The organism is Pelagivirga sediminicola, from assembly GCF_003072125.1.
Taxonomy (GTDB): Bacteria; Pseudomonadota; Alphaproteobacteria; order Rhodobacterales; family Rhodobacteraceae; genus Roseovarius; species Roseovarius sediminicola.
Genome location: NZ_QCYH01000021.1, coordinates 1 through 22,597, shown reverse-complemented (window position 1 = coordinate 22,597; position 22,597 = coordinate 1). Strand labels below are relative to the sequence as shown.

The following is a 22,597-nucleotide window of genomic DNA, read 5'->3' as shown; positions in this document are numbered from 1 at the left end:
GAAGGCTGGGTCATGCATTTCGATTACGCTGATGCCGACACAACGACAACCGTCGGCAAGTTTACGTGACAACACCCGATAAAGGGTGTGTGATCTTACGAAAGATGGTGTGTGATCTTACGAAAGCCTGTCTGGTGGGTGATACTACGAATCCCTTGCCTTGGTGTGTGAAATTACGAATAGTAGCAGCATGGTGGGTGATATTACGAAACCGGATCGGACGCCTCTTCTCCCCTTGCGACACGCACAGGGGGATTTCTTCGTTTGCGATATCTTCGACGCTGCGCCCAAGGGCGATATGGCGTCGATGGCGCATCCGATCTTCACCCTCTCGACTAAGCCTGACATCAAAAAACGACGCTATGTGGCTACCGATGGAAAGAGCTACGTGGAAATCAGGCCCAACATGATCGGCCTCGCAACTGTCCACGACCGTGACGTGCTGATCTACTGCATTTCCCAAGTAATGGCGGCTCTGAATGACGGAAAACAGGTTCACAGAACCCTTCGGTTCAAGGCCTACGACCTACTTGTCGCGACAAACCGTCCAGTTGCGGGAACCGGTTACAGCGGTCTAAAAGCCGCGCTGGAACGCCTCCAGGGGACGCAGATCGAGACTAACATCACCACGGGCGGCGTGGAACAGATTGACGGCTTTAGCCTGATAGACCGCTATCGCATTGTTCGCGAAACCCGCGACGGCCGGATGCTCGATCTAGAAGTCACACTTTCCGATTGGGTCTTCAACGCCATTGCCGGGGATGATGTTCTCACGCTCAACCGTCGCTATTTCCAGCTCCGCAAGCCTTTGGAACGCCGTCTGTATGAGCTGGCACGCAAGCAATGCGGGACGCAACCGGAATGGAAATGCGGTCTGGACAAGCTGAAGGACCGAACCGGCTCCACATCTTCTGATAAAGAATTTCGGCGGCTCGTCAAAGCAATCTGCAAGGCTGACGAGGAACACAACCACATGCCGGACTATGCCTTCCGAATGGAAGCAGACATCCTCACGGTAACGCCCAAACCGGAATTTCTGGAGAGCTATGCGCCTAAACCGGAACAGGACAGACTGACCGGCGGCTATGTCCTGCCCCTCTCGCCCGATACACTGGAACGGGCGCGTGAACTGGCTCCCACATGGGACATCAAGGTTCTGGTCGGAGAGTGGCGGAGCTACGCCGCTAGACAGAAAGAACCACCGAAGAACTCGGACGCCGCGTTCCTGGGTTTCTGCAAGAGCTGGTTCAAGAAACGCGGCCGCAACGGCTGGTAAAGTATTTACTCATTTACTCAAATACTCGGACCAAAGATCACGGGTGATGTCGGAAATTGACCGGCCCTCCTCGACCGCTTTCATCTTGATTCTCCGATAAAGCGTCTCCTCGATCTCGGCATTCAGGCGCTTCTTCTTCTCTCTCGTCTCCGTGACTTCATGCAGGATGCGTTTGCGGGCATCGTCGCCACGGCTTGGACGTTTAGCGGAAAGGGCCATCACGCGACCTCCCGTGTCACAGCTGCGAGCACTGCCAGTATCTCATTGCTCAGCGCCGTGGTCTCCGCTCTCGCCTTCGCATTGTCGGCGTCGAATACGGTCAGCCCTTCAGATGCCGTCTGAGGATAGACTTGGCGTTGTGTTATGGTCGTCTCACAGACAGGCAACGCGTAGTCGTCCAGCGCGGTTCGCACGTCACTGCCCAGCCGGGTTCCTTCCACGACGCGGGAGACCACAAACCCGGCACGCGGCGATCCGTCCGTGACCTCTTGGCGAGCCTTGATAAAATCCACCAAGTCCGACGCGGCCCAAATGTCGTATGGCGATGGTTGAACGGGGATCAGAACGAAGTCGCTGACTTTGATGCAGGCGGCGATCATGTCTTCTAGTTTTGCCGCGCCGTCGATTACTACGTAGTCGTAGTTTGCTGCCATACTGGTCAGCGTCTTGACGTTGTTGGGACGGTCCAGCGCGACCAGCTCGATGGGATTGTCTTCGCTGGCTGCGTGCCAGTCACGTGCGCTGCCCTGTGGATCGCTGTCCACGATCAGAACCGAGTGTCCCATCTCGTGCAGCGATCTGGCGAGATTGGTGCTGATGGTGGTCTTGCCGCTACCACCTTTCGGATTCAGGACGGAAATTATGCTCATTGGCTTGCCTCATTTGTGTATTTACTCAAAAGTGTAACTGAGTATTTGAGGTGCGGCAACTTTGGTGTGAACTGATGCCCGGCATCCATCTGCAAGAGTGACAGAGATGCAACTCATTTACTCAAAAACTCATTTGAGAAGAGTGTAGGGCAGGGGCACAGCGCGAATGCTATGGGCGCGTTATGGCTATCCCTGTCGCGCTCTGACCTCGCCGATGAAATCCCCCACAGACCAAAGCCAGCCGCGCTGCGCCTCTGTGTAGCTTCTATGAACAGGGGAGGGGACCACGAGCTGAAGGCTCGACGCCTCCATCTGGTCTGTTTGCGGTTCGGAAATCCCAGGCTCCAGCGTCAAAAGGTGCTTGCGGCTGATCTTCTCGGCTTCCGCCAGAACCTGCCGCCAGCGGTCTTTGCAGGTGGATTTGGCTCCCAGCATCGTCAAGCGGGGGTCTCCACCGGCCGGGGCGGCCTGATAAGTCTCCAGATCGGGGAACAGGAAGTCGGGCTTGTGCTTGTGTTCCGTCATCGCGCCCCGGACATGCTGGATGTCGTGTGCCCGCAAAACAGCGGCCATGTGGTTTTCCAGTGAATGCCCCATGCGGGATTTGCGCCGGTTCTGAACGCTGAGGGAAAAACTGATGAATCCGTCCACATCCGTGCCGTCCGCACTCGTGAACCCAGCCTCGATCCGTGAGGACACGACCCTGCGCTCCAGTCGTCGGAACAGGGCTTCCTCGTGGTCCAGCCATGCAATGAGTGCCGCGTCGGGATCGTCCTCGGCGCGGACCTCGGGCAGGGTGAGGCGGGCAAGATCGGAAAACTCGGCCGTCTTCGGGAACGTGGTGCCAAACCTGTCGATGATGCTGTCCAGCTTGTCGGCCTCGGGTTCCTCGAACTCGACGCCAATTTCGTCCAGAATGAAGCGGGCGGCGAAGTCCAGCTCCGGCTCCTCGTTCGAGAACTCGCGCGATACAAACGACTTGCCTTCCGGGCGCAGGCCGAACAGCCAGAAGAGCTGCTGCTCGCTGGTGGACCCCTCCGGGGCCACAATGAACCACAGGACGCCGCCCTGGTCCTTGGCCAGGAACAGGGTATCTCCGGCCTTCATGGCTTCCGTGACGGGATTGGACGGGTAGTAGAGCCGCCATTCGGCAGCACGGGGCTTGTTGAGGCGCGCGTCGTAGTGCGTGGCCCAGCTCTCCTCGGTGAAGCCCTCCTGATCACCGCCTAGCCAGATATAGATCGCGGGGAACTTTTCTTGGTGCGTTTCACCCATGAAATCGTCCCGCATCTTCTTCGTTGTGCCGACCTCGTGCTGGTTCGATATCTTCGGCTCGGCATCCACGGCAGACAAACGCTTGGCCCGCGGCGAAGGAGGGCAAGATCAGCCTCAGCGCGTCGCAGATGACCATGCTGCTGGAAGGGATCGACTGGCGCATGCCGCAAAAGACATGGCGGCCATTGCAGGCCGGATAGCTCAACAAAACAAGAGTTTAGGTGAGTTTTGCGTTCCTTCCCCGCCACCGGTCCAGTATATTACAGCCATGCTGGAGACGCTGAAATCCCTGCCAGACGATGCCGATGACCTGAAGGATCTGATCGCCCTGATGGGTGAAGAGATCAAGTCTCTGACCCTGAAGGTGGAAGATCTGCAAGGGCAGCTGGCGGCCCATCGCAAGGCGCGGTTCGGGTCGAAATCCGAAAGCCTCGATCAGTTGGCCTTCGACTTGCAGGAAGACACCGAGATCGCGCGGGCGGCAGAGGCGCAGCATGACGAAACCGGCCCGGACGACGATGCAGCGCCCCCCGACATGCCCGCCAAACGGCAACACAGCCGTGCCCCGCTGCCCGATCATGTCGAGCGACAGACCGAGGTTCTGTCTCCGGGCGATGCCTGCGCCTCGTGTGGCGGCGCCCTGCGCCCAGTCGGCGAGGATGTGACGCAGGAGCTGGAATACATCCCGGGGCGCTTTGTCATCCGTGAAATCGTGCGCCCGCGCATGGCCTGCAAGTGCTGCGAGACCTTCGCGCAGGCGCCGCTGCCGAGCCGTCCCATCGAGCGCGGCCGTGCCGGTCCCGGCCTGCTCGCCCATGTGCTGGTCGGCAAGTATTGCGATCACCTTCCGTTATATAGGCAGTCGGAGATCTACGCGCGCGAGAAGCTTGATCTCCACCGATCGACGCTCACCGACTGGGTCGGGCGGTCGACGGCATTGCTGGAACCGTTGGCCGAGCATATCGGCAAGCTGGTGCGCGCTGGACCCGCCGTGTTTGCCGATGACACCCGGGTCAAGATGCAGACCGGAGCGAAGACGGGCAAGGCACACACCGCGCGGCTCTGGAGTTACGTCCGCGACGATAACGATGACCGACGAGAGAATGGCGCTGTTCGTCTGACCAAAAAGCAGGCCGAAAGGGATCTGGTGCGCGAGATGCTGGCCTATGCGGCCGCCCGGATCATGGAGGTGGAAGTGGAACTGCGCACCGGCGCCGCGAACGGCACGCGGTCACCGCTGCGCGAGGTTCAGCGTATTGGATACCGGGAATGGGACAGGGATGTGCTTGTCGGCACCGCGGCGTCAGGCAAATAGTTCAGGGCACTCACGGGCGCATTTATTAGTCAGGATAATGTAGACCAGATGCAGCGTTGCGAGACCCGCCAGCAGGCAGAAAAACGAAATATATGCGAATTGCAGGAAGGCGATATCGACCACGATCACCGCCCCCAGCGTCAGGGCGAAATGGCGCATGTGTTTGTAATGCGACAGCGCCGGTGGCAGGGTGATGAGGGTCACATAGATCGTATTAGTCAGCCAGCGCGGCATCATGAAATCAAGCCACATGGATTTTTCATAGGCCAGTGACTGGTTGTTGATCTCGACCACGACCATGCTGCTGTTCAGCCCGTGCGGGATGTAGAGCAACAGCCCGAAGGCCAGCCCGAAGGCCAGCCCGATCAGCGCCATGAGGCGGAACAACCGCTTGCGCGGACTGTCATCCGGTTCAAGCACGTAGACCGAGAACGGCACCCAGATCGGCCACATGAACCATGTGAAGAAGATGAAACCCATCGCCCCCCACAAGACCGTCAGGGGATCGTTTCCGTTCATGCCGACCCAGACGAAGCCCTCGGTGAACTGCTGCAGTCCGGCAAAAAGCGGCATCAGGGCAAGCGGGAGATAGCGTTTGTTGCGCCGCCAAGCCACAATTGAAATGGCCGTGCCGCCGCCAACAAGAAAAACACTGGCGGCAAAGCTGACTTGAGCGGACAGGCACATTTGACTTCCCTCTGTCATGTTTGTTCGGATCGTCAATCATGCAACGCTAAATCACCGGCCACCCAATTGGAAGAAACCAATTGGAGACCTGTGTTCTTGAAGTCCCAAGCCCGGAATTTTCGGAGAGCTGTAATAATCCGTTGCGCGCAGCGTCTTAGCATAACGGCAGCATGGCCGCTGGCGTTGGTTTGATTGTGCCTTTCTGCTTAAACCCTTAACACTTTAGAGAGTCGAGCACCCGAAGGAGATAACACGGATGAGCGAGCTTTCCCAATACGCGATCCTTTTCGGGCTGAGTGTCGGTGTGTTCGGTTTCGTGCTCAGCCTCTACGGGCTCGCCCGGGCCATCGGGCGCACGCGCTCGGAACCGGGCAAGGACGTGCCCGCCACGGCCGGTACCTTGTCGCGCGATCCGGTCTGGGTCCGCTATCATGCGCGCTATGCCGGTTATGCGCTGCTGTTTCTGGCCTTTGATATGGAGATGGCGTTCATGTATCCGTGGGCGGTCGTCTACCGCGAAGAAGGGCTGATCGCATTGCTCGACATGGGCGTTTTCCTCTCAATCCTGTTCCTGGGCCTGCTCTATGGCTGGAGCCAGGGCGCGTTGAGGCGGCAATGACCATAGCCGGGGCGCGAGAGGGCGCGATGTACGGGATCAGGCGGGCGGTCGCGGCGGCCATGGCGCGCGATCTGACGGCCTTTGTGCTGCCCGGCCCGTCTGTCGCGCGGTCGATGGGGATCGACCTTGCCAATGCGCACCTGCGGATTGTGGGCACCCCGCGCCATGCGAACGTGCTGATTATTGCGGGCCCCTTGGACGTAGGGCTGCGCGATGCGGCCGCCGTGGCCTATGCACAGATGCCGCGTCCGCGCACGATCCTTGCACTGGGCGCGGGCGACATCGCCCCGTTGCCCGATGCGGACGTCTCGGCACCACTGACACAGGCCGGGCTGCACTCTGGGTTGGCCGATCTGCGCCGCGTTGTCGCGGCAGGCGCGTTTCGCGCAAACACCGGGGAGTTTACCGCCGCCGCTCTTGAGGTGCGCGTGGAATACACCTGCCCAATGCATCCCGAGATTGTCCGCGACGCCCCCGGAGACTGCCCCAAATGTGGCATGACGCTGGTGCCGCGCGAAACAGCGTCCGATGGACATGGTGGGCACGGTGGCCACGACATGCCCCGGGAGGACAGGCCAAACCCCGCCGATCACGCACATGCGGGCCACGCTCACGACGCGGGCGGGTCGGGGGCATATAGTTGCCCGATGCACCCCGAGGTGATCAGCGATGCACCGGGCAAGTGCCCTAAATGCGGCATGAACCTGGTGAAGGCGGAGGAGGTGGAAAGCCACGGTCCCGGTCACGGTCACGGGCATGGCGGTCACGGCGGGCATGGCAAACAGCAGGACCATTCCGGCCACGATGGGCATGCCGGACATGGCGGCCACTCCAAGGCCACTATCGACGGGATCGAGCCGCATTTCATGTCGATGGTCGAACTGACGGAAGGCCAGCCGCGCAGCAGCGACGGGTTGCAGATGGACTGGATCGAGGTGCCGTTCGGGCCGTTCTTTCCGGGCCTGCCGGCAGGGCTGCGCCTGACCCTGACGCTGGACGGCGATACCGTGGCGGCCAGCGAGGTCAGGAGCCTTGTGGGCAGGGCGGAACTGGTGGATGGTCCGCCGATGGCGGTGGTCGATTTCGTCGAGCGTCTGGCCGCGATGATGCCGCTCAGCCCCGTGTCCTATCGCGCGCTGGCTTGCGCTGCGATTGAGGTGGCCGCCGGCGTCGAGCCCGACCATGACGCGCGCCGTGGCCGCGCCGCCGCCGTGGAACGCGAGCGGATCGCCAGCCACCTGAACTGGCTGGCCGAGTTGGGCCTTCAGTCGGGTTTTTTGTGGCTCGCCGCGCGCGCTGGGGCGTTGCAACTGGCCGTTCAAGGTGCCGACGTTGCCGGGATCGCCACGCAGGCTGGGGCGATCCGGCGGCTGTCGCGCCGGGTGCAGGCGGCCCCGCTGATGCGGATGCGGCTTAGACGCATCGCGCGCATCGGCAAGGACGCCCCGGCCAGCGGCCCGGTGGACCGGGCGCGAGGTGGCGGATCGGATGCCCGAACGGGTGATCCAACGCTGAAGGATCTCGGGTTCGAAATGCGCGTCCGCAACGGCGGCGATGCGCTGGCCCGGCTGCGGCTGCGCTGCGACGAGATCGCCCAAAGTCTCGACGTGATCGCGGCCGCCGGGAGGATTGCTGTGCCGCAGGTGCCGGATGTGGACAGGGTGTCGGGCGAGGGCGAGGCTCGCATCGAAACACCGCGCGGCACGGCGTCGCTGCGCGTGAAGCTGGCCAATGGCAAGGTGGTCGAAGCCGATCTCGACACGCCGACAGACGTGAACATCGCCCTTGTCGAAACGGTGACGGCGCAGCGGGAACTGGGCGATGCCCTGAGCGCCGTCGCCTCGCTCGACCTGTCGCCCTGGGAGGTGCGTGGATGAGCATTCTTGTCGTTCTCCTGTCGCTCGCCGCCGGGGCCTATGCGCTGGCCGTCATCGAACGATGGGCCGTGCATGGACACCTGAGCCTGACGGGTCCGGCCTGGGCCGCCCTGGCGCTTATGGGGCAGGAATCGCTGCTGGCGCGCAAATCTGACCGGTTGTTCTTTGAGCTTGGGCCGGTGCTGCTGTTGGTGGCGGGGCTGATGGCGGTGGCGGTGATCCCGCTGGCACCGGAGCTTATCATTACCGATCTGGCCACCGGGGCGCTGTTTTTGAACGCTGCGCTGGCCTATGTGCTGGTGGCGCTGATCATGGCGGGCTGGGGGCCGAACGGGGCCTACGCAATGATTGCGGGCTGGCGGTTCCTGGGCCAGTTCATTGCCTATGCCATGCTGATCGTGATGCCGATCACCGCCGTCGCCATGCGGGCGGAGTCGCTCTCGACGGTTGAGATCGTCGCCTCGCAGGCGCAGCTCTGGAACGTGCTGTACCAGCCGATGGGGTTTGTCCTGTTCGTCGTGGCGGCGATGGGGCTGGCCTGGCTGCCGCCGCTGGACCTGCCCGATGCTACCGGCGAATTGGCCGGCGGGGTCGAGGCAGAATATACCGGCGTGCGGCTGGCGGTGCTGCGGCTGGCGCGGATGGTCATTATCCTGGCGCTGGCGGGGGCGACGGTGACCTTCTATTTGGGCGGCTGGCTGGGCCCGTGGCTGCCCGCCTGGGCCTGGAGCGCGATCAAGATCCTGGCCGTGGCTGCGGCCATGCTGAGCATCGGGCGCTACATGCCGCGCATCCGCGAGGCGCGCTATCTGGCGCTGAGTTGGAAGCTGGGGATCTCGCTGGCGCTGGCCAATATCTTTGTCGTGGGCGTGATCGCGCTGGTGGTGCCGATATGACGGTTCAGATGATCTTTCTGGCGTTCTTCGGCGCGGCGGCGGTTTGGTTCGGCGTCGTGGTCTTTCGCACCCATTCGATGGTGCGTTCGGCGCTGGCGCTGCTGTTTTCGCAAACCGCGATCGGTGCGATGTTTCTGGTCATGCAGGCCGAGTTTCTGGGTGTGTTGCAGATCATGATGATGGCCACGGAAATGAGCGTGATGGCCATCTTCATGGTGATGTTCATGATGGATCCCGGCGGCATGGGCAAAATGGACATGACCCACCAGAAACGCTTGTCGCTCTGGGCCGGGGGCATAGGGCTACTGGCCGCCTTGCTGCTGGTATGGCTGCCCGATTGGGGTCCGGTCGCCCTGTCCGTGCCGGGCGCGCATGAACAGGCCGCCGATTTGGGGCGCGAATTGCTGGGCCGGTCGATGTTGATCTTCCAGTCGGCGGGTCTGACCATTCTGACCGCCATGGTTGCGGCCACGATGGTGGCCATCGTCCCCAACGCGGAGCAGCGCAAATGATTCTGGAACTCATAATCGCCCTCAGCGTCGGCGCGGGGCTGTTCGGTATCGGACTTTATGGCGCGCTGAGTCAAACCAATCTGGTGATGATCATCATGGGGGTCGAACTGATTTTGGCCGCGGCACTGGTCAATCTGGTGGCCTTCTGGCGCTATTTGCATCCCGATGAACCGGCCGGTCAGATGTTCGTGCTGATCGTGATGGCGGTGATGGCGGTCGAAATGGCGGTCGGCTTTGCCATCGCCATCGCGCGGTTCCGGGTGCGCGGATCGGTCGAGATGGAAGAAGCGCGGGAGTTGAAGGGATGACGATGCTGGCGCTCATCATCCTTGCGCCGCTGCTGGCGGGCCTGGCGGAGCTCGTGCTGCGGCGCGCACCCGAAGCGATTGCGCTCGTCGGCGTCGGCATCGGGTTTCTGGCGGCGATGGGCACCCTTGCGGGGGCCGTCGCGGGCGATGCGGTGCAACTGGTCCTGCCGGGCCTGCCGCAGAAGCCCCTGCGGCTGGTCGCGGTGCCGCTGACGGCGGTGTTTTCGGCTATGGTGGCGACGGTGGCGGCCTGTGTGCTGGTCTATGCCGTGGGTTACATGCGCAGCGACCCCGAAAGGCCGCGCTTTTTCGGCATCGTGCTGCTGTTCGTCGCGGCGATGCAGGCGCTGGTGCTGGCGGGCGACTGGATCACCGTGCTGGCGGCGTGGGAATTGATCGGCTTTTCCAGCTATCTGCTGATCGGCTTCTGGCATGGGCGTGACGGCGTGCCCAGTGCCGCGACACGGGCGTTTCTGTATACCCGCAGCGCCGATCTGGGCCTTTATCTGGGGATTTTCGTGCTGATCGGCTGGGCCGGCACCTCGGAAATCTCGGCTACATTGGCGATCAGCGGCACGCCCGCCCTTGTCGCCGGGTTGCTGTTGCTGGTGGGCGCGATGGGCAAGTCGGCGCAGGTGCCGTTGCAGGACTGGTTGCAGCGCGCCATGGCCGGCCCGACGCCGGTCTCCGCTTTGCTGCATTCCGCGACGCTGGTGGCGGCGGGGGCGATCCTGCTGATCCGCGTGGCCCCGATGCTGCCCGCAGGCGCGCTGATTGCGGTCGGGCTGGTGGGTGGCGTGACGGCCGTCGTCACCGGGCTGATCGCGCTGGCCGAGCGGGACCTGAAGCGGCTGCTGGCCGCCTCGACCTCCAGCCAGTACGGGCTGATGCTGCTGGCCATTGGCGCGGGGGTGCCGGTGGCGGCGCTGCTACACCTTATCGCCCACGCGGCGATCAAGAGCACGCTTTTTCTGGGGGCGGGTGTGTTCCAGCATGATCGCGACAGCACCGACATGGATGCGGTCGCGGGCGCGGGCCGGGCACGACCGCTGGTCCTTTCCGCCTTCGCCGTTGCCGCGGTGGCGCTGGCGGGTATTCCACCGCTGGCCGGCTTCTTTTCCAAGGACGCGATCCTTGCCGCCGCGCTGGCGGCCCCCGGGGTCGTATGGCTCGCGCCGCTGGCGCTGGCAGGCACGGTGCTGACCGGGGCCTATATGGCGCGGGCGCTGCGGGTGCTGTGGCAGGGCGAGGCCCAGCCCGTTCTGGGCAAGGGGATGGGCTGGATGGGCGCGGGCATGGCGGTGCTGACGGCGCTGGCGGCGGGGCTTGGGTTCGCCTTCACGCCGCTGGAACATCTGCTGGAAGCCAAACTGCCGCCGGAAGGGCCTGCGATGATCCTCGGGCTTGTCGCGGCGCTGAGCGGTCTGTTGCTGGGCTGGTTCGTCGCCCCGACCCGCCTGATGGGGCCGGTTCTGCCGATGGCGCAGCGCGGCTTTGCCGTCGCGGGCGGTATGGACGGGCTGGTGCTGCGCCCGGCGCTGGCCTTTGCCGCCGCCTGTGAAGGTTTCGAACGGCGTCTGCTGGCCGCGCAACTTGGCCTTGTGCGGATCTTGAGCCTTGGCACCGCATCCAGTGCCGAGCGTTCAGACAACCGCCTTTATGCCGCGACCCTTCAGGTGGGCCGGATGAACCTGCGCCTTGGCGACGGTGCCGAAAACACCGACACCCATGGCATCGACGGGCTGATCTTCGGCCTTGTCGCCCGGACAATCGCCGCCGGCCGCCGCCTGCGCTTGCTGCAAAGCGGGCTGATCCACCGCGAACTCGCCCTGACCGTCATGGGCATTGCCGTCATCGCGGCGGTGCTGCTGATCTTACCGATGTCCTCCTGAAGAAAGACGACCCCGCCATGCCCCTTCTCTCGATCTCCGTCTTTCTGCCGCTTCTTGGTGGCGTGCTGCTGATGGCCCTGCCAAACAAGTCGGCGCGCATCGCCCATGGCGTTTCCATCGCCATCACCGGGCTGACCTTCCTTGTGACGCTGGCGATCTGGGCACGGGGCACGCTGCCGGGCGGTTTCGCGCAGGTCGAGGAAATCGCCTGGATCCCGGCCATTGGTGCCGCCTACCGGGTTGGCGTCGACGGCCTGAGCCTGCCGCTGATCCTGCTGACCTCGCTGCTGTTTTTCCTGTCGGCGATCTATGCGGCGCGGATCACCGACCGCCCGGCGGTCTTTGTCGCGCTGATGCTGATGCTGGAAACCGCGTCGATCGGCACCTTCGCGGCGCTGGACGCGCTCTTGTTCTACGTCTTCTTCGAAGTGTCGCTGGTTGGCATGTATTTCATGATCGTCGGCTGGGGCTATGAAGAGCGCCAGCGCGCCGGACTGATGTTCTTCATCTACACGCTGCTAGGCTCGCTGCCGCTTTTGCTGGCGATCATCGGGCTGTATCTGGCCACGGGAAGTTTCGACATGCGTCTGTGGATCGAGACCCCGCCGCTGACCGGGCTGGCGGCGATGCTGGCGCTGATCGCGATGCTGTTCACCTTCGCGGTCAAGATTCCGTCCTTTCCGGTGCATACTTGGCTGCCGGCGGCCCACGTGCAGGCCCCCACGGTCGGCAGTGTGATCCTGGCCGGCGTGATGCTGAAATTCGGCACCTATGGCCTTGTGCGTTTCGCCTTACAGATGACGCCCGACGCCTTTGCGCAGGCCGGTCAGGTGGTGCTGGCCTTTGGCGTGTTCAGCGCCCTTTACGGTGCCTTCGTGGCGCTGGCGCAGTCGGATCTGAAGAAGATGATCGCCTATACGTCGGTGAACCACATGGGCTATGTGGTGATCGGCGTCGCGGTAGCGGCGCTGACGCTGGACCCTGACCTGCGGGCGGTCGCGCTCAATGGTGCGACCTTGCAGATGGTCAGCCACGGCATCGTCACCGGGGCGTTGTTCTTTCTCGTCGGCATGTTGCAGTCGCGCGCCCACGAACGCGAGATGACCGCGTTCGGCGGGCTGCTGGGGCAGGTGCCATGGCTGGGCTGGGCCTTCGTGCTGTCGGCCTTTGCCTCGCTCGGGCTGCCGGGGCTGGCGCATTTCCCGGCCGAATTCCAGATCTTCCTGGCCACACTGAATGCCCAGCCCTGGGCCATAGTGGCGATCGTCGCCATCGTGGTGACGGCGGGGCTGTATCTGCGCGCCATCGCGGCGGTATTCCTGGGCGAGCTGAACGAAAGATGGGCGGCGATGCCCGATCTCGACCGGGGCGAGATGCTGGCCATCGTGCCGCTGCTCATCCTTATCATCGTGATCGGGGTCGCGCCATCGTGGTTGCTGAACATGATCGACGCGACGATGCGGGCGCTGCAATTCTGATGGCGCGCGACCTGTCCTTTCTGTTTCCCGAACTGATGCTGGCCTCGACGGTCGTGCTGATGCTGGGGGTCGAGATGCTGCGCGCGCCGCGTCTGGCACTGACATTCGGGTTGATCGGGCTGGGCCTGTCCACCGCGCTGACGTGGCCGCTGCTGGAGGCCGATACAAGCGTCTTTGGCGGCACCTACCGCGTCGATCTGCTTTCGGGCTGGGCCAAGCTGATCCTGCTGCCGGGCACCGCGCTAGCGCTGCTGATGACACGGGCCGAGATTGCCGGGCAGGACCGCGAGGGCAGCATTTACACGCTGCTTTGCCTTGTGACCCTGGGGGCGCTGATGCTGGCGGGCGGTGGCGACATGATGCTGCTGGTCCTTGGCGTGGTGCTGACCGGGCTGGGATCATTCGCAATGGTGGCCTGGCCGCGCGACGATGCGGCGACCGAGGCGGCGATGAAATATCTAGTGTTCGGCGCCGTCACCGGATCGGTGATGATCTACGGGCTGACCTTCTGGTTCGGTGGTGCCGGATCGACGCTTTTTTCCGAGCTTGGTGCGCTTCAAAGCAAGCCGCTGATCGCGCTGGCGGGGCTGGTCGCGGTGCTGATCGGACTGGGCTACAAGGCGGCGCTGGTGCCGTTCCAGTTCTGGGCACCCGACGCCTATGACGGCGCGCCGGTATCGGTCGCGGCTTTTCTGTCGGTGATCACCAAGGTGGCGGCGGTTTTTGCCTTTGCGCAGGTGCTGCGCGATCTGCCTGTCGCTACCGGCTGGCCCATCGTCGTCGCGCTGATCGCGGCGGTGACGATGACATTCGGCTATCTGGCGGCCCTGGTGCAGAGCAATGTCGTGCGGCTGCTTGCCTACTCCTCGGTGGCGCAGGCGGGCTATTTCATGCTGGGGATTGTGGCGCTTGGCACCAGCCCGTTGGCCCTGCCTTCGGTGATCGTGTTCGGCGCGGCCTATGTGGCGATGAACCTTGGGGCCTTTGCCGTCATCATGATCGCGGGGCGCAATCTGGACAATTTCAAGGGCTTCGGTCGCGCCCGCCCGGTGGTCGGCGTGGCGATGGTCGTGTTCCTGCTGTCGCTCACCGGCATTCCTCCGCTCTTCGGCTTTGTCGGCAAGGTTCTGCTGTTCGGTGCCGCGATCGAGGCGGGCTATCTTTGGCTGGCGGTGATCGGGATCCTTAACAGCGTGCTGGCGCTGGCGGTCTATCTGCGCATCGTGGTGCCGATGTATCAGGCGCGCGATGGCGAAGCGGTTCGGGCAGAGGTCGCGCTGCCGTTGTTGGTTGTGCTAGGTGCGACCGCGTTGGTCACGGCGCTGATGGGGCTGTTCGCGGGAGTGTTTCCCGGGTGACTTAAGGCGCGGTTTTGTGCCAGTCGGTCAAAGTGGTGATCTTGCTATCCTAGCCTGCCAGCGGCTCGGCCATTCGCTCCGCATTCCCGGAATTAGGGTCAGGATTCATAACCAGTAGATGACGAGGGCGGCGAGGGCGATGGCCGAAAGGAAGACCTTCGGGCATCGGTCATATCGGGTGGCCACACGCCTCCAGTCCTTGAGTCTTCCGAACATGATCTCGATGCGATTGCGCCGCTTGTATCTCCGCTTGTCGTATTTGACCGGCGTCTTGCGCTTCTTTCGGCCTGGGATGCAGGCGCGTATCCCCTTGTCCTGCAACGCTTCTCTGAACCAGTCAGCATCATAGCCGCGATCCCCGAGTAGCCATTTGACCTTTGGCAGGCCGCTCAGCAGGGCCCGTGCGCCGATGTAATCACTGACCTGTCCGGCGGTGACGAACAGGTCGATCGGTCGTCCCTGACTGTCGCAGATGGCGTGCAGCTTGGTGTTCATGCCGCCCTTGGTTCGACCGATCAGGCGACCACGCCCCCTTTTTTGGCGACCATACTGGTCGCCGTTCGGTGGGCTTTGAGATACGTCGCGTCGATCATCACGGTCGTCTTCTCGCCGTGTTCTGCCGCCAGCCCGGCCATCATCCGCGCGAAGATGCCCTTCTCGCTCCACCGCTTCCACCGGCTGTAGAGCGTCTTGTGAGGACCATAGGCAGCAGGCGCATCGCGCCACCGCAAGCCATTGCGATTGATGAAGATAATCCCGCTCAGCACCCTCTTGTCATCTACCCGGGGCTTCCCGTGTGACTTGGGAAAGAAGGGAGCCAGACGGGCCATTTGCGCGTCGGTCAGCCAGAAAAGATCGCTCATATCACTGCTCCATTTTCCGAGCGGTGAATCATGCTGTGCGCGCGAAATCAATGCATCCTGACCCTAGGCGACGAAGCCCGCGATCAGGTATTCAAGGCAATCGATACGCTACGCTGACGCACGGCCGCGGCGACCCGTTGCGCGGCACTCGGTGTTCGCTCTATGTTCTTACAATGCCGGCGAAAGCACCCTCAGGAAACCCGTTCAGAAATCCCCGCCTTGCAGAGCAGGCACGGAGCGGAATGCTGCTGACGGTCAAGTGTACGGGATGCGGGCGCGTAGCGCGGTTCTGGGCAAAGGATCTTGTTGAGGTATTGGGCCCCGACCATCAGGCGCATATCCCGCCATTTCCCTGTGCCCGGTGCCGGACGAAGGAATGGATCAACTGGTCCTGGTCCGTGCCGTCTGCACCGGAATTGGCGGCAGGCTTGACCGTAAGGCGTCCGGTCAGGAAGGTGACACGGTGGATCTGGCGGAACGAGGACGCATGAATGTGCAATCTGTTGTCTGATTGCAGCCTATCCCGCTAGACCTTTTTTCAATCTCGCCCTGTGGGGCTGGAGATCGAAGCTATGAGCCCTTAGCCGCCAGCGTCCATCTGACCACATTCAGGCTAAATGTAGTCTCGTTCGACGCGATAATCCTATTGGATCCTTTCGATCAGAAGTGGCGCGCTCGGGAACGATGGGCCTTCGGGGTGCCTTTTTTCGGCCTCAGTGAGAGGCCGCTCCACTCGCCATTCCTCTTTCCCGTTCCAAAAGAACCAGAGCGTATCATCGCCCTTCAGGTGGTTCGTGGCCCTGAACGTAGGAAAATCTCTGAGATGATCGGGCACATTAACATTTGCAACGAGCGCGAAAAGCCCTTGGCGAACAGCGTATTGTATCGAAAATGTGGTGATAATCTGCGGGCGACCTGCGACCACCGTGTCAACGGCGGAGCAAAAACCGGCCACGGGGCGGCGCAAAAGCAGGCCACTTTCTTGCGCGCTTGAGCCCGCCGGGAGGGCGCAGCCCGAGCGGCGGGCTCAAGCGCGCGTCGCGGTTTTTTACGGGGTCTGGCCGGCGTTTCGGGCCCGACTTTGCGCGAGCCTGTAGCTCTCGCCATTCATCTCGAGGATGTTGACGTGGTGGGTCAGGCGGTCGAGCAGAGCGCCGGTCAGTCGCTCGGTTCCATACCACTTTTTTGCAACCAGGTCCTTCATCGCCGCCAGATCCAGCATCTGCTCGGCCAGCAGCTTCTTCAGCTTGGCGTTCTCATCCTCGAGCCCCTTCAGCCGCTTCGCCTCCGACACCGTCATGCCGCCGAACTTGGCCTTCCAGTTGTAGAAGGTGCCTTCCGACATGCCGTGCTTCCGGCACAGGTCAGCGCACTTCGCGCCTGCCTCATGCTCTGCCAGGATGCCGATGATCTGTTCGTCCGTGAATCTCGTTCGCTTCATTGTCCGTCCTCAAGTTGGGCCGGACTCTAATCGCATCTGGAGGAAAAATCCCGGGGCAGGTCAGCACGACCGTGAAGTCAGCGTGGGATTAATCTCAATTCAAGCAGCAGTTCGCTTTTCCCCAAGAATCAAGCTGAGAATGATTTCATCTGGCAGGTTCGTGGAGATGACATCCAGCACTCACACACCACTCGACAACCTGATCGATGTCAGCCGCGAGAGCGGTTTCAAGCCCGCCAGCAAAGGTCTGGAAGGCCGGTAGGTTCAGGCCATTGACTCCCAGCAGAACCGGAAGATTTCGTTCCAGAGCCTCGGCGATCAGCGGCGCCATGCCGCGCCCTTCGGCCTCCTGCTTGCCGAACTTGTTGACGATCAGCAGATCGGCGCCGGGCATTGCGCGCGAGACGCCGGCAACCGCCTGTTCCAGGACACCTGCATCTAGGCGGCAGCCACGAGCAAGGTTGCCGCGATCCTCACTGATACGCAGGACCGGCCCATCGGGCAGGACGACAATGTCCATGTCGCACTTTGTCCGATCCGCTCGCTCGATGTTGGTTTGCACGGTTCCCGCCAGCTTCAGGCCCCGGTCCTGCAATCGGGCGGCAACCTGAGCCAGAAACCGGTCGTTTGCGCCGCGTCCGGGCAGGCTGACGTAACCGAGAGACATTTCTGTTTTTCCCATAACAAGCTGCATGAAGATCCGCTTGCTGCGGTCTAGATCCGGGCCAAATCGAGTGAAGCCTAGCCCGATCTCACGGTGCCTGCCAGTGACGCCGCCTGCGCCAGAAAGTCACATAGACCGAAGCGATTGATGCTCTCCAGGGCAGACGCCTCAGGGTGTAAATCCCTCTCCCAAGACCCGAGAGCATCCCGCAGATCCATCGGATACAAGGCGCAGGGCACGAAAGGCGGCGGCAGGTCAGTTCCCCGACCCACTTTCCTCTTCAGGCACGGTCTGCCCTGTCTGAGGCTGAGCAACTGCATCAGCACCCGGAACGTCAGTTGTGACAGCCTGAGTTACGTCGGCCTCGGGCCGCTGCGGGCAGGTGTTCAGGCTGACCGCCGGATCGCACTGGCCATCGATCCCAGTATCCTCGCGCTCGACCGGCTTGCCCTCGCGTGCGGGCAGCGGTGTGACAGTTGCCGGATTGGTTGTAGGGATCGAGGTCGAGGTGCCCGGCACCGGATTGCCGTGCAGGGCAGTCGGCGAGCCAAGGGGGCCTCCTGTCAGCTCAGGCAGCATCGCGTGAGGATTGGCAGGCGCTGAACCCCCGGGTGCCGCACCCTCGGGCTGCGCAGCGTCAGGTGTGGCGGGAGCAGGGGGGGCTTCCTGGGCAAGCGCCGGCGAAACAAGGATCAGCGCTACCGCTGCAGGTCCAAAGATACCAGACATCACACGCATCGCATCCATCTCCTTTGCACGCTCCTGAGTCATGAACGCATAAATGGCTCTTTCGTTCAACCGGGCACCTCTAAAAATTGCCCCAACTCCGGTGCTGCGTTATCTTTGATGGGACGAACCGGCACAGGGGAGACGGCAATGACGCAGATGGGTTTCTTTGATCTTTCCGACCGCTATGCGAGCCTTGACGCGAAGAAGGACCCATTGGTTGAGATCGATGCGGTCGTGCCGTGGGAGGAGTTTCGTTCTATTTTGGATGAGGTTTGGCGCAAGCCTGATGCGGAGCGCAAGTCGCGCGCAGGCCGCAAGCCGATGGACACTGTGCTGATGTTCAAGTCGCTGGTGCTGAGCGCACTCTACAACTTGTCGGACGATCAGATCGAATATCAGGTCCGTGACCGGCTGTCCTTTATGAGGTTTCTGGGACTTAGCCTTGCGGACCGGGTGCCGGATGCAAAGACGGTGTGGCTGTATCGCGATGCGCTGGCGCAGGCGGGCAAGGTGGAAGAGCTGTTTCGTCAATTTGACGGGTATTTGGCGCGGCAGGGGTATATCGCTCGGGGTGGGCAAATTCTTGATGCCTCTATTGTGGCGGTGCCGCGCAATCACAACACGCGCGACGAGAACGCGTCAATCAAGAAGGGCGAGAACCCCGAGCATTGGGAAAACAAGCCCGCCAAGCGCAGCCAGAAGGACGTGGGCGCGCGCTGGACGAAAAAGCACGGCAAGAGCCATTACGGCTACAAGAACCATGTGAACGTCGACCGAAAGCACAAGCTGGTCCGGCGCTATCACGTCAGCGATGCCGCGCTGCATGACAGTCAAGCGGTGGATCACCTGCTGATGCGAGGCAATACCGGCTCCGGTGTGTGGGCGGATGCGGCCTATCGGTTCGAGGAGACGGAGGCGAAATTGCGCGCGCGGAAGCTGAAAAGTCACATCCACCGTAAGGGGAAACGCGGCAAACCTCTCACAGATCAGGCCAAGGGCAGCAATCGGACCAAATCCACCGTTCGGGTCCGGGTGGAACATGTATTCGGCGCACAGACCAACGACATGGGTGGCACCCTTGTGCGTAGCATTGGTCTGGTGCGAGCCAAGGCCAGGATCGGGATGAAGAACCTCGCATATAACATGCGACGCCTCGTTCAACTGCGCCGCATCAACCCGTGTCCGGCGTGAATACCGGGCGATCCAAGAACCGATCACGCGTCAAAGCATGACAAACAAGGCTTGAAGGCCGCAATACAGCGGCTGCGAGGCTCTGCCAATTGCCAGACGAAAGCCATGATCCTGCTTCAGGCCGCCCGCGCCGCCAAACTACCAAAAATTGTTCAAAAATCGAGGTGCCCAACCGTCTGGAGGTTGACCTTCACCTTCCATTGGGTTCTGCTGCAACAAGAAGGCCTGTTTGTGATTGTTGTCTTGTTCCAGATCAAGGACCGCGCGCATCGCGAGGTTCAAACACTGCAGACACAAGATAGAAGGATGAGCCCATGAGTGCATTTCAAATCTCCCGCCGTGGCTTCATGCAAGCCGGTGCGGCAGCGGCTGGAGTGACCAGCCTTGGCCACATGATGGGCAGCTCTGCTCTTGCTGCCATCGACCCGAACTCGCATGGCCAGCGGGTCTTCCATGCCTCGCATTTCGGCCCCTTCGAGGCGGTCGTGCGGGATGGGCGCATCACTGCGATTTCTCCGATCACGGAACTCGACCATCAGCCCACCGACATGCTGATGCTGGGCGTCATGGACCGCACCTATGACGACAGCCGCATCCTTTATCCGATGGTCCGCAAGTCCTATCTGGACGGCTGGCAGAGCGGCGACACCAAGCCGGAACTGCGCGGCAAGGAAGAGTTCGTTCAGGTCGACTGGGACACCGCCCTGGCCCTGACCGCCAATGCCATCGTCAAGACGATCGAGGAAAACGGCAACGAGGCGATCTTCAGTTCCTCCTATGGTGGCTGGTCAAATGCCGGCTCGTTCCGCCCGAACGTCATGCAGCAACGCTTCTTCAACCTGGTCGGCGGCTGCACCATCACCCAGGGCGACTTCTCGGCCGGCGCGTCGCAGGTGGCCCTGCCTCACATCATCGGCGACATGGAGGTCTATTCGCCCCAGACCGCATGGGAGGTCGTGCGCGACAACACCGAGGTCTTCGTGTTGGTCGGCTGCGACCCGGTCAAGAACAACCGGATCGAGTTCACCGTGGCCGACCACGGCATGTCCCGCCCCTGGGCCGAGATCCGCGACGCGGGCTGCCGCTTCATCTCGATCAACCCGCAGCGCACGGCGTCGGATTCCTACCTGAATGCGGACTGGGTGCAGATCGTGCCCAACACGGACATCGCGCTGTTCCTGGGCATGGCCCATCACGTGCTGGAACAAGGTCTGGAAGACCGCGCCTACATGGACAAGTACACGACCGGCGCCGACCGCTGGATCGCCTATGTCAAGGGCGAGGATGACGGCACCGCCAAGACGCCCGACTGGGCCGCGGGTATCACCGGCATCCCGGCCGACAAGATCCGCGAGATGGCCGAGCTTTTCGCCAAATCGCGCACCCAGTTCGGCGGCGCCTGGTCGCTGCAGCGCGCCCATCACGGCGAACTGACCCACCACGCGATCATCAACTTCGCCGCGCTCATCGGGAAGATCGGCAAGCCCGGCGAAGGCGTGGGCTTTTCCTGGCACTATGGCAGCGGCGGGATGCCGCAGTCGGGCCAGCCCACGCCCACGGGGCTGTCGGCGGGCAAGAACCTCGTGGACAAGCTCTGCCCCGCCAGCCGCATCGTCGAGATGCTGGAAAATCCCGGCAAGGAGTTCTTCTACAACGGCCAGACCCGCACCTATCCCGACATCCGGATGATTTACAACGCAGGCAACAACTTCGTCTCGCACCAGCAGGACCTGAACCGGCTACTGAAAGCCTTCGGCAAGCTGCACACCATCGTCAGCCAGGACGTCTGGTGGACCGCCGCCGTCCGGTGGGCCGACATCGTGCTGCCCGCGTCAAGCACGCTGGAACGCGACGACATCTCGGTCGGCGGCACCTATTCCAACGACAAGATCTACGCGATGAAGAAGGTCATCGAACCGCAGGGCGAATCGATGAGCGATTACGAGATCTTCGAGGAGCTTGCCGACAAGATGGGTCTCTGGGCGCAGTTCACCGACAGCGTGGATTATATGGACCACATCCGCGCGGCCTATGAACGCACCGGCGCGTCGAAGACCACGCCCTTCGAGGAGTTCTGGGAAAAGGGCTATGCCCTGCAACCAGCCCCCCCCGAGGCCCGCAAATGGGTGCGCCACGGCGCCTTCTACGAAGACCCCGAGGCAAACCCGCTGCACACGCTGTCGGGCAAGATCGAAATGTTCTGTTCGTCCATCGCCGACATGAACGTGCCCGACAACCCCGGCATGCCCGTCTGGCAGGAACCGCTGGAATATCTGGGCAACGCCAAGGAAGGCCAGCTGCACATCGTCAGCCCGCATCCCTGGTATCGCCTGCACAGCCAGATGGACAACTCGGCCAAGCTGCGCGAGCTTTACAAGATCGACGGGCGCGAACCCGTGCGGATGAACCGCCAGGACGCCGAGGCGCGCGGCATCGCCGATGGCGATCTGGTGGAAATCCGCAACGAACGCGGCGCGGTGATCGCCGGGGCGGTGCTGTCGGACGACATCATGCCAGGCGTCATGTCGCTGTATGAAGGGGCCTGGCCGGATCTGGACAGCAAGGGGCGCTGCAATTCCGGGCAGATCAACTGGATCACCTCGGAACGCCCGGCCTCGGGGCTGACGCAGGCGACCATCGCCAATACCTGCGTGGCCTCAGTCGCCAAATGCGAGGACGCCGAGCGTCCGAACCAGGCCCACCAGAATCCGGCCATCCTGACCGACTACCAGTTCGCCGCCATCGACGAATCCGAACTGGGCCTGGACCGCGTGGCGGATATCGTGGAGTCGCTTTATGCGGAAATGGAGGAAGGCGAGCGCATCTTCTATCAGCGCTGCACGGTCTGCCACGGCCCCCGCGATCCGGGCGGCTTCACCCAGCTGCAATGGCGCGGCATCACGCCCTCGATGTTCCCGCGCGCGGGTCTGAATGATGACGAAGCGGCGCTGGTCACCGACTTCCTGATGCGCAACGCATCCGACGCCGCCGTGGCGAACTGATCCCCACAGTGCGGGGTCGGCCGGATGGCTGGCCCCGCACTCGTAGGAATGCCCCGGACCTTTGCCGAACCTTTCCTGGGGACAGCATCGGACACGGCCGGCAGGCACCATGACCGAAGGCGCCCCCTGCCGTTCCGGGATCGTCGGTCAAGCCACCGCGAAACGCAAAGGGACGGCAATCTGGAGAGTACCGCAAAGTGTGGGGCAGTTGAATTTTGGGATTGATGCTGGCAAGGATTTTGGATGTCATCCGCTTCTCAAATCTATCGTATCCGTCCGGCTACGCCGCGCTTGACGCCTGTTGCGGCGTCCAGTTCCAAGGCGCGAGTTCTTCGATGCGGTTGA

20 protein-coding genes and 5 pseudogenes are annotated in these 22,597 nt (G+C 62.4%); 17 read left to right on the top strand and 8 right to left on the bottom strand.

The features are described from left to right. Positions 1 to 190: 190 nt before the first annotated feature. The gene (locus DC366_RS18105; RefSeq protein ID WP_108693592.1) at positions 191 to 1,276 is read left to right on the top strand and encodes a replication initiator protein A; all 1,086 of its coding nucleotides are present in this window, start codon (positions 191 to 193) and stop codon (positions 1,274 to 1,276) included. A gap of 9 nt (positions 1,277 to 1,285) precedes the next feature. Here the strand turns inward: DC366_RS18105 and DC366_RS18100 are convergent, their stop codons facing one another. The 3 genes from DC366_RS18100 to DC366_RS18090 form a co-directional block, all read right to left on the bottom strand. Continuing rightward, positions 1,286 to 1,495, bottom strand: coding sequence for a plasmid partition protein ParG (locus DC366_RS18100; protein ID WP_108693591.1), 210 nt, complete (start codon positions 1,493 to 1,495; stop codon positions 1,286 to 1,288). Beyond that, entirely contained in the window at positions 1,495 to 2,145 is a 651-nt protein-coding gene (gene parA / locus DC366_RS18095; protein ID WP_108693590.1) for a ParA family partition ATPase, read from the bottom strand. The genes DC366_RS18100 and parA overlap by 1 nt, the downstream gene beginning before the upstream one ends. 186 nt (positions 2,146 to 2,331) lie before the next feature. Then, a complete protein-coding gene (locus tag DC366_RS18090; RefSeq protein ID WP_243405215.1) occupies positions 2,332 to 3,489 on the bottom strand; it encodes a type II restriction endonuclease in 1,158 nt (385 codons plus the stop codon). Positions 3,490 to 3,503: 14 nt separating this feature from the next. Between DC366_RS18090 and DC366_RS20385 the strand changes: the two are divergent. The 3 pseudogenes from DC366_RS20385 to DC366_RS20635 all read left to right on the top strand — a co-directional run. Further along, a pseudogene (locus DC366_RS20385) lies at positions 3,504 to 3,620 on the top strand (IS66 family insertion sequence element accessory protein TnpB); the annotation flags it as partial. Positions 3,621 to 3,688: 68 nt separating this feature from the next. Beyond that, positions 3,689 to 4,504, top strand: a pseudogene (gene tnpC / locus DC366_RS18080) (IS66 family transposase); the annotation flags it as partial. Between the two features lie 4 nt (positions 4,505 to 4,508). Beyond that, positions 4,509 to 4,723: pseudogene (locus tag DC366_RS20635) on the top strand (IS256 family transposase); the annotation flags it as partial. On the opposite strand, the gene DC366_RS18075 reads toward DC366_RS20635, so the two are convergent. After that, the gene (locus DC366_RS18075; protein ID WP_108693588.1) at positions 4,724 to 5,422 is read right to left on the bottom strand and encodes a DUF6629 family protein; all 699 of its coding nucleotides are present in this window, start codon (positions 5,420 to 5,422) and stop codon (positions 4,724 to 4,726) included. 256 nt (positions 5,423 to 5,678) lie between these two features. Between DC366_RS18075 and DC366_RS18070 the strand changes: the two genes are divergently transcribed. From DC366_RS18070 to DC366_RS18030, 9 genes and pseudogenes are all read left to right on the top strand, one after another. Continuing rightward, positions 5,679 to 6,041, top strand: coding sequence for an NADH-quinone oxidoreductase subunit A (locus DC366_RS18070; protein WP_061979516.1), 363 nt, complete (start codon positions 5,679 to 5,681; stop codon positions 6,039 to 6,041). Between the two features lie 446 nt (positions 6,042 to 6,487). Beyond that, positions 6,488 to 6,748, top strand: a pseudogene (locus DC366_RS20630) (heavy metal-binding domain-containing protein); the annotation flags it as partial. Then, positions 6,740 to 7,918 carry an NADH-quinone oxidoreductase subunit D-related protein gene (locus DC366_RS20625; RefSeq protein WP_439331675.1) on the top strand — a complete coding sequence of 393 codons (1,179 nt, stop codon included), beginning with the start codon at positions 6,740 to 6,742 and terminating at the stop codon, positions 7,916 to 7,918. The pseudogene DC366_RS20630 and the gene DC366_RS20625, both read left to right, overlap by 9 nt. Continuing rightward, entirely contained in the window at positions 7,915 to 8,814 is a 900-nt protein-coding gene (locus tag DC366_RS18055) for a complex I subunit 1/NuoH family protein (protein WP_108693587.1), read from the top strand. The genes DC366_RS20625 and DC366_RS18055 overlap by 4 nt, the downstream gene beginning before the upstream one ends. Continuing rightward, positions 8,811 to 9,326: an NADH-quinone oxidoreductase subunit J family protein gene (locus DC366_RS18050; RefSeq protein ID WP_057821332.1), complete on the top strand. Its 516-nt coding sequence runs from the start codon at positions 8,811 to 8,813 to the stop codon at positions 9,324 to 9,326. The genes DC366_RS18055 and DC366_RS18050 overlap by 4 nt, the downstream gene beginning before the upstream one ends. Next, positions 9,323 to 9,634, top strand: coding sequence for an NADH-quinone oxidoreductase subunit NuoK (nuoK, locus tag DC366_RS18045; protein ID WP_057821329.1), 312 nt, complete (start codon positions 9,323 to 9,325; stop codon positions 9,632 to 9,634). Before DC366_RS18050 ends, nuoK begins: the two co-directional genes overlap by 4 nt. Before the next feature lie 2 nt (positions 9,635 to 9,636). Next, positions 9,637 to 11,526 carry an NADH-quinone oxidoreductase subunit 5 family protein gene (locus tag DC366_RS18040; RefSeq protein ID WP_198009226.1) on the top strand — a complete coding sequence of 630 codons (1,890 nt, stop codon included), beginning with the start codon at positions 9,637 to 9,639 and terminating at the stop codon, positions 11,524 to 11,526. Between the two features lie 17 nt (positions 11,527 to 11,543). Beyond that, entirely contained in the window at positions 11,544 to 13,004 is a 1,461-nt protein-coding gene (locus tag DC366_RS18035) for a complex I subunit 4 family protein (protein WP_009827254.1), read from the top strand. Further along, on the top strand, positions 13,004 to 14,362 hold the full coding sequence (locus DC366_RS18030) for an NADH-quinone oxidoreductase subunit N (protein ID WP_108693586.1): 1,359 nt from the start codon (positions 13,004 to 13,006) through the stop codon (positions 14,360 to 14,362). Before DC366_RS18035 ends, DC366_RS18030 begins: the two co-directional genes overlap by 1 nt. 105 nt (positions 14,363 to 14,467) lie before the next feature. On the opposite strand, the gene DC366_RS18025 is transcribed toward DC366_RS18030, so the two are convergent. Then, positions 14,468 to 15,225, bottom strand: a protein-coding gene (locus tag DC366_RS18025) for an IS5 family transposase (RefSeq protein WP_108693585.1) whose coding sequence is annotated in 2 segments (ribosomal slippage) — positions 14,468 to 14,889 and positions 14,889 to 15,225 — 759 coding nt in all. Because the reading frame shifts where the segments join, the coding sequence is not laid out codon by codon here. Between the two features lie 376 nt (positions 15,226 to 15,601). Between DC366_RS18025 and DC366_RS20495 the strand changes: the two genes are divergently transcribed. Then, the gene (locus DC366_RS20495) at positions 15,602 to 15,736 is read left to right on the top strand and encodes a hypothetical protein (protein ID WP_279305771.1); all 135 of its coding nucleotides are present in this window, start codon (positions 15,602 to 15,604) and stop codon (positions 15,734 to 15,736) included. 573 nt (positions 15,737 to 16,309) lie between these two features. On the opposite strand, the pseudogene DC366_RS18015 reads toward DC366_RS20495, so the two are convergent. The 3 genes and pseudogenes from DC366_RS18015 to DC366_RS19735 all read right to left on the bottom strand — a co-directional run. After that, positions 16,310 to 16,666: pseudogene (locus DC366_RS18015) on the bottom strand (transposase); the annotation flags it as partial. A 145-nt stretch (positions 16,667 to 16,811) separates the two neighbouring features. After that, positions 16,812 to 17,360: a DUF2478 domain-containing protein gene (locus DC366_RS18010; protein WP_439331674.1), complete on the bottom strand. Its 549-nt coding sequence runs from the start codon at positions 17,358 to 17,360 to the stop codon at positions 16,812 to 16,814. 225 nt (positions 17,361 to 17,585) lie between these two features. Then, a complete protein-coding gene (locus tag DC366_RS19735) occupies positions 17,586 to 18,128 on the bottom strand; it encodes a hypothetical protein (RefSeq protein ID WP_133176244.1) in 543 nt (180 codons plus the stop codon). Between the two features lie 78 nt (positions 18,129 to 18,206). On the opposite strand from DC366_RS19735, the gene DC366_RS18005 reads away from it, so the two are divergent. The 3 genes from DC366_RS18005 (at position 18,207) to DC366_RS17995 (ending at position 22,252) form a co-directional block, all read left to right on the top strand. Beyond that, positions 18,207 to 19,250, top strand: coding sequence for an IS5 family transposase (locus DC366_RS18005; RefSeq protein ID WP_108693583.1), 1,044 nt, complete (start codon positions 18,207 to 18,209; stop codon positions 19,248 to 19,250). A 105-nt stretch (positions 19,251 to 19,355) separates the two neighbouring features. Continuing rightward, on the top strand, positions 19,356 to 19,568 hold the full coding sequence (locus tag DC366_RS18000; protein ID WP_108693582.1) for a hypothetical protein: 213 nt from the start codon (positions 19,356 to 19,358) through the stop codon (positions 19,566 to 19,568). Further along, positions 19,565 to 22,252 carry a molybdopterin-dependent oxidoreductase gene (locus tag DC366_RS17995; protein ID WP_108693581.1) on the top strand — a complete coding sequence of 896 codons (2,688 nt, stop codon included), beginning with the start codon at positions 19,565 to 19,567 and terminating at the stop codon, positions 22,250 to 22,252. The genes DC366_RS18000 and DC366_RS17995 overlap by 4 nt, the downstream gene beginning before the upstream one ends. Positions 22,253 to 22,597: the final 345 nt, after the last annotated feature.